7 protein-coding genes are annotated in these 11676 nt (G+C 59.8%); 1 reads left to right on the top strand and 6 read right to left on the bottom strand.

Going from position 1 to position 11676, the window contains the following annotated elements; all coding sequences use genetic code 11:
- Positions 1–76: 76 nt before the first annotated feature.
- From LAP85_19975 to LAP85_19965, 3 genes are all read right to left on the bottom strand, one after another.
- Positions 77–886 (bottom strand): SgcJ/EcaC family oxidoreductase, encoded by an 810-nt coding sequence (locus tag LAP85_19975; GenBank protein MBZ5498681.1) that lies wholly within the window; start codon positions 884–886, stop codon positions 77–79.
- Positions 887–977: 91 nt separating this feature from the next.
- Positions 978–1922 (bottom strand): amidohydrolase family protein, encoded by a 945-nt coding sequence (locus LAP85_19970; protein MBZ5498680.1) that lies wholly within the window; start codon positions 1920–1922, stop codon positions 978–980.
- 498 nt (positions 1923–2420) lie between these two features.
- Positions 2421–2747 (bottom strand): CPBP family intramembrane metalloprotease, encoded by a 327-nt coding sequence (locus LAP85_19965; GenBank protein ID MBZ5498679.1) that lies wholly within the window; start codon positions 2745–2747, stop codon positions 2421–2423.
- A 178-nt stretch (positions 2748–2925) separates the two neighbouring features.
- On the opposite strand from LAP85_19965, the gene LAP85_19960 reads away from it, so the two are divergent.
- Positions 2926–5181: a tetratricopeptide repeat protein gene (locus LAP85_19960; protein MBZ5498678.1), complete on the top strand. Its 2256-nt coding sequence runs from the start codon at positions 2926–2928 to the stop codon at positions 5179–5181.
- Positions 5182–5224: 43 nt separating this feature from the next.
- Here LAP85_19960 and LAP85_19955 read toward each other — a convergent pair whose 3' ends face one another.
- The 3 genes from LAP85_19955 to LAP85_19945 form a co-directional block, all read right to left on the bottom strand.
- A complete protein-coding gene (locus LAP85_19955) occupies positions 5225–5677 on the bottom strand; it encodes a transposase (protein ID MBZ5498677.1) in 453 nt (150 codons plus the stop codon).
- Between the two features lie 238 nt (positions 5678–5915).
- On the bottom strand, positions 5916–7727 hold the full coding sequence (locus LAP85_19950) for a VWA domain-containing protein (GenBank protein MBZ5498676.1): 1812 nt from the start codon (positions 7725–7727) through the stop codon (positions 5916–5918).
- Positions 7728–8116: 389 nt separating this feature from the next.
- Positions 8117–11641 (bottom strand): protein kinase, encoded by a 3525-nt coding sequence (locus LAP85_19945; GenBank protein ID MBZ5498675.1) that lies wholly within the window; start codon positions 11639–11641, stop codon positions 8117–8119.
- Between the last annotated feature and the right edge of the window lie 35 nt (positions 11642–11676).

The following is an 11676-nucleotide window of genomic DNA, read 5'->3' as shown; positions in this document are numbered from 1 at the left end:
AGACGACCAGGGATTCAAGATCACCGCACCGACCAAGCCTTGAGCCGGCTGTGAGCCGGGGATTCCTCGGGCGGCTTCAGCCGCAACCTCGACTTTCAGTCGAAAAGGAACCTACCGGCTTCAGCCGGTAGTGGTTTAGTGCAGTCAGGAAGGACAGATTCCAGTAATGCGTGGCAAAGTGCCTCCAGAGGAGTGCGGCGATGGCGAAAAAGACGATAAGCATGGCGACCGAGACCCAAAACCCCGTCGACAATTTGCGGCTTTGAAAGTATTTCCAAGCAGAAACTGCCAGAACAAGCGGCATCCCAAAGAGGAACCAAAGGCCGCTGAATAAGCATGCCAATCCGATGAGGGGTGCGATCGACGAGGGTGGTTGTCGCCGTCTGTCCGGGGATTTGGGGAGTGAATGGGCGCGTAGATCGGAATTGCCGTTATCAGCGACGATTTTCCACTTGCCGTCCTTCTGTCTCTTATATACGACGGCATACTCGCCTTGGTCCGTTGCCGGCTTGCCCGTGGCACTATCCACTGTCATCGTGTAGGCGCCGTGGGTGAAGGCCAAATCGCCGCCGCTTGAGATTTCGACTTTCACCAGCTCGGTGCTCATTGCGAAGCCCGGCCTGGCGAGAATGGCCCTCCACGTTTCCCGGATTGCATCCTTTCCGGCCACCATAGGGTTGTCAGCGTAAAACAGCGCAGCATCATCAGCGTATAAAGAGACCACGTGACCAAGGTCCCTTGCAGTGACTGCTTCTGACGCCTCGATTTCCAGGTCACGAATTAGCCGTACATCTTCGGCACGGTTATCCGGTGCGGATTGTTTTGCGCAGCCGCAAATCGAGCTGAGGAGTGCGACACAGCACATAAGTATCCGAAAATGACTCATGGTGTTTCCGCCTTCCGCCCCGCCTGCCGTGCGGCAACCAAGGACTCATCAGTGCGTTGCGCCAGGAGTAGCGCCCACCGTTTGCGGGCTATTAAAATCCGTAGAGCTTGGCCGCGTTGTCGACGAGGATCCGGTTGCGCGTCGCTGTCTCGGGCACGCACACCGCGAGCAGATCGAGCAGTATGGCATCGTTCGGTTTCTTATCGTTTTCCGCAACCGTGGGATGGGGCCAATCGCTCCCCCACACCAGTCGCTCCGGCGCTTCCTTGACATACGCCCTGGCTACCTCGACGCTATCAGCATACGAGGGAGGTCCGACCTGGGTGTCCATATAAAATCCCGATAGCTTCAGCCACGCTCTCCCTTTTTGCAGGAGGGCGCAAATCACACGGAACGCCGGATGACGGATGCCCTGTGGCTCAGGCAGATGGCCGAGGTGATCGAATACCACCAGGCACGACGCACGGTTCCACACATCTTTGGCGGCCTCAATCTGATCCGCAGAGGCATGGACCTGGATATGCCAGCCAAGCGAGGCCACGCGCTTCGACAGAGGATCCACCATCTCGAGTGTCGTGGCGCCTGCCTGGACGAGGTTGAAACGGATGCCGCGAACACCTGCCGCATGCATTCGCTTCAACTCGGCGTCCTGGATTTCGGGATGGACGACCGCGATGCCGCGCGCTGCTGCTGCGCCGAATTGACCAAGCGCTTCGAGCAGCAGGCGGTTATCCAGGCCATAGGTAGACGGCTGGATGATGACGCATCGTGTCGTTCCAAGACGCTTCTGGAGAAGACGGTAGTCGGCGACGGTCGCGTCGGGCGGGTGCAACACCGCTTTGGCATCCGCCGGGAACCGGGCATCATAGATGTGAAAATGGCAGTCCGTGGCTCGCGCGGACACTTTGGTTTTGGGAAGCTCGGTTCCCGCCGACCAGCGAACGGGCTGTTGGTTTTCACTACGGGCCATGCCGGCTGCGTCAAGTGCCAAACCGGGGACGGCTTTCAAAACCGACCTGCGTGACCATTCCATCATGATCGTTTCCACGTGTGATGTGCAAAATGCAGACAGGCCATTCTACACCAGCAGACGGCGATTGCAGTAATCCTTCACCCTGCAATTTGCGCAAATCCCCTGGCTTTCAGAGTGAATAATCCCGCACCGATGATTTATGGCCTGAATCCGGGCTCAGCAACGGCCGGGGGCGGGGCATTTATTCTGTCCGTCATTGGGACTAATTTCGTCCCTTCTTCGTCCGTACAATGGAATGGCAGTGACCGGCCCACCACTTTTATCAGCAACACCCGGCTGACAGCCATGATTTCAGCCAGCGATATCGCGGTTCCCGCATCAGCCACCGTTGCGGTTTACAATCCCGCTCCCGGCGGGGGCTCATCCGTTGCAATCGCGTTCATTTCCAATAATCCTGTGCCGAGCATCACCCAGATCAATCCGAGTTCGGCCCTCACCGGCAGCACTGGATTTTTGCTGATTGTCTTCGGAACGCGGCCCATCCTGTGCTCGGACCGGATGCTACGGCCGGCGGCTCATGCGCTGAGACATCGGAGCCACAACCATCTGGAGCACTAAATCAGTAAATGTGTGCGCCGCCATGGCCGCAACAAGCCCCTGGCGGTAATATACCCAGCCAAACGCCAGGCTCGCGACGCCGTTCAAAAGAAAAATGAATGCAACATAGCTGGCCGTCAGTCCGTGCAGGGCGCGCGCCTGAACCAAATGGGTGGCACCAAATCCCAAGGCGATCAACAGGTTTGCGCTCCAAAACACCGCCGCATTCCCATGTGTGGTTCCCAAAATGCCGGCGATCCCCCACACCAGATGAAAACCAGGGACGTCCACCCTCGTTTGCCTGCTCGATTGAATTGCGCCGGTAAACCAGAGGAAGGGGGTGTGGAGTGGACGTCCCTGATTTTTTGAATCGCATGGTAATGCGGCAGTGCTGATGATATTCTTCGGCGACAATTTGCCGGTTGCCGGGTGCATGGGATGCAGAAAGCACTCGCCGGCGCGGTGAGGCATGAGCAGTACACGATCGGCAAAGCGGCTGAAGAAGGAAGGTCCCGCGGCAGGGTCTGCCTCACTCAACGAAAAGACAGGCGCTCCGACGGGTTCAGCACCCCCTCCAACGCTTTCATCACTCAGGCAGGTCCTGTGGTTCCCAGCAGCCCTGATTGCGATCACGGTTGCCGTCTACGCGCCGGTCTGGCATTTCGACTTCATACCCATCGACGATCCCTCGTTTGTGAGCGAGAACACCCACGTGACCGGCGGCCTGACGTGGAGCGCAGTCGTCTGGGCTTTCAGCACCGGGCATACGGGCAACTGGCACCCTCTGACGTGGCTGTCGCACATGCTCGATGTGGAGGTATTCGGGATCAGCGCCCCGGGGCACCATTTCGTAAGCCTCGCTCTCCACTTGGCCAACACACTCCTGCTGTTCTGGGTCCTCGTCTACATGACGCGCGCCCCGGGCCGGAGCGCCTGCGTGGCCGCGCTCTTCGCCGTCCATCCGCTTCACGTGGAGTCGGTGGCCTGGGTGGCGGAACGAAAGGACGTCCTCAGCACGCTCTTCTTCCTGCTCACCCTTTGGGCGTACGCCGCATACGTGCGCCGGCCGACTGCCGGCCGCTACCTGCGCATGCTCATCTGCTTCGCACTTGGGCTGATGGCCAAGCCGATGCTCGTCACACTTCCTCTTCTGCTCCTGCTGCTCGACGTCTGGCCGCTGCGGCGTGTGGCGACCGAATCCGGTACTCGGAACCGGCCGCGCTGCGGATTGCCACGGAATTGGTTCTCCGCTCTCGCCCGGCTTGTGCCCGAGAAAATTCCGCTGTTTGCGCTCAGCGCCGCATCGTCTGTTCTTACTTTTCTCGTTCAGCAGCGGGCGGGCGCCGTCAGCACGCTTGATCAGATTCCGTTCGCCCTGCGCGCCGCAAACGCGCTGGTGTCCTATCTCGTTTACCTCGGTAAAATGATCTGGCCCGTGCACCTCACCGTGCTGTATCCCTTTCCACAGGACATTCCCGCGCTTTGGATCGCGGGCGCGGTTCTGACGCTGATCTGCATTTCGGTTGCGGTCGTCCGGGCGGCGGGGCAGCGACCGTATCTCCTCGTCGGATGGTTCTGGTACCTGGGGACTCTGTTCCCAGTCATCGGCTTGATCCAGGTCGGGATCCAATCGATGGCGGACCGCTACACCTACATTCCGCTCGTGGGGATTTTCATCTTGATTGCATGGGGCGTGCCCGACTTGCTTGCCGGTCGGAGCGTACGGCGCGTGCTGCCGGTTGCCGCCGGCGTCGTAGTGCTCCTGTGTGCGATTGCGGCTCGCGCCCAGGTTCGCTTCTGGGCGAACGGCATCGCGCTGTGGGAACACGCCGTGGAACTGACCCTCGGCATGGACAATTACAGCGCGCACATGGGCCTCGGGCAAGTTCTGCGCCAACAGGGGAGACTGGACGAAGCGGTCGCCCACTTTACCGAAGCCGTCCGGATCAAACCGGCCTCTCCGGAAGCGCACAGCAATCTATGGCTGGCGCTCTCGGACCAAGGCAAGTTCGACGAGGCCGTCGCGTCGCTCTCAGAGGCGGTGCGTCTCGATCCCGGAAGGGCTGATAACCAGGCGGAACTCGGATTCGCCCTTACGAGGCTGGGAAAAAATGAAGAGGCGATCCCTCATTACCTGGAGGCGCTGCGCCTCAACCCTGATTCCCCGGAGGTTCATAACTCTCTCGGCATCGCGCTCGCCGGCGGAGGGAAGACCGCCGAAGGCATACAACACTTCAGCAAAGCCATGCGCCTAAAACCTGACTTTGCGGAGGCCCATTTCAACCTGGGCCTCTCCCTGCGAAGCCAGGGGCAGGCCGCGGAAGCCTTCTCGCAGTTTTCCGAGGCCGTCCGCCTCAGGCCGGACAACGCGGAAGCCCAAAATGCCCTCGGGTTGGCGCTCGCCTCCCAGGGGACGGTCGGGGATGCAATCACACACTACCGGCAGGCGTTGCAGCTGAGCCCGGAATACGCCGAGGCCCACAGCAACCTGGCGCTGGCGCTGGCCAGCCAGGGGCACAACGAGGAGGCGCTCTCGCAGTTTTCAGAAACCGTGCGGCTCCGCCCGAACTCTGCGGTCGCCCGTCTCAATTACGGCAAGGCTCTGGCGGAAGCGGGCCGGCACGGCGAGGCAATCCTGCAGTTCAAGGAAGTACTGCGCATCGATCCGAAAAACCAGACAGCGCGATCGGCGCTGGAGTACCTGGCGCGGCATCCCCGCGAATAGCCATTCCGCGATGACGTGGCACGGGCTTCCAGCCCGTGACCGCTCAGAGGCGAAATTCCGAATTCACCCACACCCATTTCCAGTCTGCCAATCCCGCCTTCAGTGGATTTTCCATGATGTACGTGATCTGCTGCTCGAGTTCATTCTCATCTTGAATCAGGTGGTCGAAATACTCCGCCTCCCAGAAAGCACCCGTGTGCTCAAGCAGTCTATTTGCATCAAGAGCCGTAAACGATTTCCAACTGTGCAGGATCTTCGAAGGGGGATTATCACCCAGCGGCTTTACAAGGACATGTACGTGGTTCGGCATGATGCACCAGCAGGCGAGGATGTAGCGGACGTTGTTGAAATGACTCAGGGCCGTGCTTACCAGTTGCGCAACCTCTGGGATTTTAAGATGACACGCACCGTATCCGGCATCGAGGTAATGGTCGACCTTTTCCGAAAAAAGATGTGCGAGACGCCTTCTTTCCTGGGACGAAAGCGGGCGCTCCATCTGGTGGGCTGTTTTGACGATATTTTCTCGCTCGAAACGCCAGCCCGGACGCAGGTAATGACCCTGACAGCCGAAAGTTCACCGCATACGTGCCACCTTCCTTGGTCCAATGCGGCAGGTAAGCGCCGTGCCGCTTGTTGATGACTTGGGAAGATTCATCCATGAACGAAAAATCCCGTGGCAAAAGCGTTTGAGCGAAAATAGTATCACGGGGCGGGATGCCCGTGTCACTACCGGCCTAGCGGATCTCGGCGGGCAGGGTTGAAGCCACGATTTTGCCGTCGATGGCGTCCTGAGCCACGGCGCGCAGTCGATAGGTCCCGGGAGGTGCCTGCAGGGTAACGGACATTTCAAGGCCGGTTTCAGTCATGCGGTTGAAAGTGGACTCTTTCAGGGCAAATTTGATTTCGAGCTCCGTGCCGGTCACAAAATTGCCGCTGTCGTCAAATAGGGTCGCGATGAAAACCAGCCTCTGAGTGCGCACACCGTCCATTTCGACGAAGTGAAACTTGCGGGCATCGACGTTGAGTACGACCTCAAGCGCCGGATCTCCGGCGTCCGTCTTGGAAGGTTCCGAGCTGATGACGCCTGCCAGCTCCCTCAGTACCTCCGATCCCATGACTTCGCGGTCGACCCTTCGTTCCTGAACAGGGGGCGCCTGCTGATTCTTCATGACCGCCCAGTAGCCCTGCCGCGCTTGGATCAGATAATCATTTCGAGACTTCGTGCGCACTTTGAGACGGTGATATTTTCCATTGGGAGCTTCTTGTGGTGAGAAGCCGAGGAGATAGGAAACCTCCGGGATCATGCCAAGCTTACGAAAGCCGAGGTCGAGATCGTTATTGTTCTGGAAGAACAGGCCGCCGGTGCTTGAGGACAGAATTGCCATGATGTCATTGCTGAGGTCCTTCCCCTTGGTCCCTAACTCCACCATGTGTCTGATCGAACGCTCGTCGGCGCCGCGAGTTACCTCCGGCGGATCCTCTGCGTAGAGGCCTTTGGCGTCGAGCGCGTTAATGACGACGTCGGCATGAAGGGCATGGTCTATGACTTTCTGGTGCTCCGCTTCGAGCGTTCCGACCAGGAAGCCTGAGGACGCCAGCAGAACCATTCTCCTTCCGGGCAACTGCGCCATGTAGTCCACAAGGTTGCCTATGGTTTTCAATGCACGCGCTGAGGTGTCGCGGATCTGGGCCCACATACCTTCGGCCTGCATCATCAACGGGCTCGTTCCCGGGAAAGGCCACGGTCCGACTTTACCCGGAAGTATGGCAGGTTTTAGCCCTCGGCTCCCGGAGCATCCCGCCAGCTCGGCTCCCTTTACAGCAAAAGTCTCATAATCAATCCTGTTGGCGATTACATAAGCGTCATAAGGTGTCAGTTTGGGGCAGATGCCGCCGTCCGGAATGCGTGGGAATGCGTTGTATTTGTCAACAGCCGCCACGAGTTTCGCCACATCTTCAGTAAAAGGCACAATTTGCTTTCCGGATGTGGTAAACAACCCGACGCGATCACCCTTTGCCAAACCCTCCTTGATGAAACGCCTTGCCGCTGCTTTCACCTGGACCTGCTCGTTATGAGGCACGCTGAAATCGTCGAAGAGCAGAGCCACATATCGTAATGGGAGGTGCATCAATTCTGCATTCCCAGGTGCGGTACCCGATGGCTTTGCGGTCGACGGTTGCAGCTGCACTGAAACCGACGTGAAAGTCTCCACGGAAAAAGCCGTGATCTCCTGTCTTTTGCCTGCGTCTTGAATCTCGAAATCATCTTTACTGAGACCGCCTATGGCGCGTCCCCGACTGTCTCGCGCCACGACACCCACTTCGACGAGATTGGAATAAGTTCTCAGCGTGTATTGGCTGCGCGGCCAGTACGATTGGAGGGTCGCCTCCATCTCCTTGGCGCCAGCCCCCTGTTGAAAGGAGAAAGCACTTGTTTCGCAAATGAATAACACGAACCCAAGGACCGCCAGCCGACGCACCAACCACAGGAATCCGGAGTGCATACCATTTCGACCAATCACCAGGATGAGGATGGACCTGATCATTCTGCCCCGCATCATCTTCTCAAGGATGAGTGCTTATGTTGTCATCAAACACAAAGAGTGCGCAAATCTAGCTTACGTCAATTTGACGATGCGGAAACCAAAAAAATTCAGAAGCAGGAAAGGCTCAAGCCGGTACCGGTTGGTTAGCGAGTCTCTCATACAGTGGCACAGAAGGTGAGAGTCTGGCGAGCCTAGAATTGAATCGGCGGGAAGGCTCAAAGAATCACTTGTCCGATCCCCACATAACCGTCCGCGTGACCGAAAACAATGGCCGTGCAACTTCCCAGATCGCGACTTGGCTCGGAACCACTCTTCAACCGAGAGTTTACGGCGGCAAGCCTCTCCGCGGATGGCATAAGGCGTTTTAAGAACTTCCCTGCGTCGGCAGTTCAGATGTCGCGAATTGGTTTCGAAGCCTGAAAGCGTTGGCGCAAGGATGGCTCGGTGATGGACTCAGCCAACGACCGAACCACATGGCGGGCTCGCGCGCGGAAGCTATCTGCCGATGAAGTCTCGCGCAGACGGCAAGCAGCGTCCGACGCGGCCAGCAGGATCTTCCACTCGATGAGTGGGCAGGAATGGCGCTCGAGAATGGAAAGCGCCTGCTCGTACTCGTACCGGGCATCTGTCGCGCGGTCTTCGAACAGCGCGATATCTCCAAGCAGTTTGTGGCCCCAGGCCCAGTGCTTGCGGGAAAGCGTCGCCTTGGACTGTTCCAGCGAAGCAGCGGCGTGGGCGGCCGCCTGCTTTAAATCGCCACGGGCGATCCAATAGCTTGCTCGCTCCGCTTCGAGGCGGAGGTTGTACCGCCAGCGTTGCCATACGTCGCGGTCGAAGATCTTCGCAGCTTCCTCCAGGTGCTCGTACGCGCGGGCCAGCTCCCCCACTGTCAGGTAGTCGTGCCCCAGGTTGACGTGCGAGTTGGCCTCGGCTTCGTCGCAGCCTATCTCACGGGATATGCGGGCCCCGTCCCCGTCCCACTTCAGAGCAGTTTCCATGTCAAACAGCTCGCGGTGAAGCCATCCCAGGGCGTTCGGCACCCGAGGGAGCCAGAATCTGTCTCCGTTCAGTTCCGTGAGCCGGTGGAGTTCTCGCAGGGCAAACAGGCCTTGCGAGATGCGTCCCTGGTTTCCGAGATCCAGGGCGCCTATGTAACGATAGAAAAAAAGGTAGAAGGAGCCGCCGATCTCATCCACTCTTGGGCGCGTCCATTCCAGCAGCTCTTCGAGCTCCGCGTGTTCCAACCGCCATTCGTGCATCCAGCACCGAGTTGCACAGGCATTGAGAGCAATGGGCAGCGGCCCGCTTCTTTGCAGTACGGGGACCGCGCGATCCAAGTACAGCTCGGCTTCCACCGGCTTATTCCCCAGTGCCCCTCCCCAGATGCCCGCCAGGAGCGCTTCGGCCGAGGCGACGGCCACATCAGAGCCGACCAGACGAGCCATTTCCATGGCGCGAGCGGCGTGTTGCTCGGCCTGTTCCAGTCGCTTGAACAACAACAGCGCATAGGCCTGCCCCACAATGGCCACGATTTGGGTTTGTTGGTCTCCACCGTTTCGTGCGGCCTCCTCGGCTAAGGCAAAACTGGCGATTGCCTCTTCAAGTCGCGTGAGAGTCTGGTGGATTTCCGCCAGAACCAGGGCGGCAGCGGCCACGCCGGCGTGCCGCGCCGCGCCTTTCAGCTTCTCTGCATTGCGCAATGCCCGCTGCGCCAGGGCGAGCGCTTCCTGATTGGCATAGACGCGACGGGCGTTGCCGGCGGCCATCAGGAAGAAGTCCGAGGCGCGCGCAAAGTTGCGGGCCGCTTCGAACAATAGCGCCAGTTCCGAGGCCACCTCCGCGGTCCGATCCCCGCAAAAACCAAGGAGGGCCTCTGCCACCGCGGCGCTTAACGCGGCCTTGCGCGTGGCCGTTAGCGACCCATACAGAGCGTTCTGGTAAAGGGCGTGAACGAAGCAGTAGCGGAGGGTCAAGGTGGAATCCGGCAACTCGCGGTCGCCCTCAAGACGCACCAGGCCATGCAGTCGGTCGAGTTCTTCCAGGCGTTCCTCGAAGTCCGCTTGCCCGGCGCCCAGTGCTTTGGCTACGACGGCGGAGTCAAATTCATGCCCCTGGACGCTGGCCGCACCCAACAGGCGCCGATCACCGTCGCTGAGCCGGTTGATCTTTTTCTCGATCATGCTGCGTACCGACTCGGGCAGCTCCCGCTCGATCTCCTCCAGCGACTGCGCCAGCATCCACCGCCCTTCCTGCAGCGTGATGACGCAGTGGTCCTTCAGGTACCGCACCAGGTCCGCCATGAAAAGGGCATTGCCTTCCGTGCGCCTGTGGAGCAGATCGGGCAAGTCAGGCGGGAAACCGTGCTCGGGAAACTCCAGCGCCAAATATGCGGCAAGGTCCTCGCGGGTGAGGAACTCGACCGCGATTTCCCGCGCCAGGTTTCGCCCCTGCAGTTCGAGCTTGACCGGCACAAACGGATGCTTGCCCAAGAGCAGGTCGGAGGGCCGGTAGGCGCCGATCATCAGCAAACGCATCGATTCAAGCTTGGTTCCTAGGTAAGCCAGCATGTCGACGGTAGACACGTCGGCCCAGTGCAGATCATCCAGGAAGAGGACGAGCGGCCGCGCCCGGAACATTTCTTGCAGCAAAGCCACCAGCTCCCGCTTCATGCGTTCCTGCGAGGCGGTTTTGGCCTCGGCCATGGCGCGCGCGAAGGAAGAGTCATCCGGGGCCAGGGGGGCAACCTGTACGTACCAGGTGGGCGCCACCAGTTTCATGATTCGCGAGGCCGTTTCACCGCCCTCGCCGTGCAGCAGGCTTTCGAGGGCCTCCAGGATCGGCAGATAGGCTTCGCTGCCGGCAAGACGCTCCGAGCAGCGCCCACGCCCGATTGCACACGCTTTGCCCCGGGCGGTCAGGTCTGCCAGGAAGTCCTCCACCAGCGTAGTCTTGCCGATGCCCGCCTCACCAGCCACGCAGGCCATCAGCCCACGGCCGGCGAGTGCTGAGTCATACGCGGAATGCAGTTGCTGGATTTCCTTTTCCCGCCCCACAGTGTGCCGCGGCGGGGCAGCAGCCGTGGCGGGCAGTGCTATGGCGTGGGGTTCGGTGAGCGCTGTTTGGACCGCGGCCGCCGTGGGCCGAAGACGAGCGTCCTTCTCCAGCATCTGGAGAATGAGACGTTCCAGGGTTGCCGGGATTTCCGGCCGCAGGCGCGACGGTGGGATGGGCACCTCGGCCATAATGGCTTGCAGCACTCCAATCGGTGAGGCCGCCGCGAACGGATGGCGGCCGGTGGCCAGTTCGTAGAGAACGATGCCCAGGGAGAATATGTCGGAGGGCGCGGACACGGATTCTCCGCGCGCTTGTTCTGGCGACATGTAGCGCAGCGTGCCAAGAATTGTTCCCGCGGCAGTAACTCGGGTTGTGGCCGTTTCGCTCTCATCAATTCCGACCGGAGCCATCCGGGCCAACCCGAAATCGAGCACCTTCACGTAGCCGTCTTCGCGCACCATGATGTTTTCCGGCTTGATATCGCGGTGAACGATTCCCGTCGCATGAGCAGCGCGCAGCGCTTTTGCGACTTGGGCCGCGATACGGTACAACTCCTCGAGCGATAGGTCGGCCACCACGCGCAGCGTGCATCCCTCTACCAACTCCATGGCGATAAAGCGGCCGGCCTCAGCCTCGCCGATGTCGTAGATGGTGATGATGTTGGGGTGGTTCAAGGCAGAGGCGGCTCGAGCTTCGCGAAAGAACCGCTTCGCAGCCGCGTCATCGACCTGCTTTGCAGAGAGAAATTTCAGCGCCACAGGGCGGTCCAGGCGGGAATCTTGCGCCCGGTAGACTTCTCCCATTCCCCCCTCGCCGAGTTTGTCGAGGACCCGGTAGTGCGAGATTGTCTTGCCGATCATGGAGAAATCCTCCGCTGGCAATACGCTCACTAAAG

It is taken from the genome of Terriglobia bacterium (genome assembly GCA_020072565.1).
In the GTDB taxonomy this organism is placed as follows: domain Bacteria; phylum Acidobacteriota; class UBA6911; order UBA6911; family UBA6911; genus JAFNAG01.
This window is presented reverse-complemented; position numbering and strand designations above follow the sequence as displayed.

Bases quoted from the DNA above. Each gene is read 5' to 3' on its own strand.
- LAP85_19975 (MBZ5498681.1), bottom strand. From the start codon at position 886: ATGAGTCATTTTCGGATACTTATGTGCTGTGTCGCACTCCTCAGCTCG.
- LAP85_19970 (MBZ5498680.1), bottom strand. From the start codon at position 1,922: ATGATGGAATGGTCACGCAGGTCGGTTTTGAAAGCCGTCCCCGGTTTG.
- LAP85_19960 (MBZ5498678.1), top strand. From the start codon at position 2,926: ATGAGCAGTACACGATCGGCAAAGCGGCTGAAGAAGGAAGGTCCCGCG.
- LAP85_19955 (MBZ5498677.1), bottom strand. From the start codon at position 5,677: ATGGAGCGCCCGCTTTCGTCCCAGGAAAGAAGGCGTCTCGCACATCTT.
- LAP85_19950 (MBZ5498676.1), bottom strand. From the start codon at position 7,727: ATGATCAGGTCCATCCTCATCCTGGTGATTGGTCGAAATGGTATGCAC.
- LAP85_19945 (MBZ5498675.1), bottom strand. From the start codon at position 11,641: ATGATCGGCAAGACAATCTCGCACTACCGGGTCCTCGACAAACTCGGC.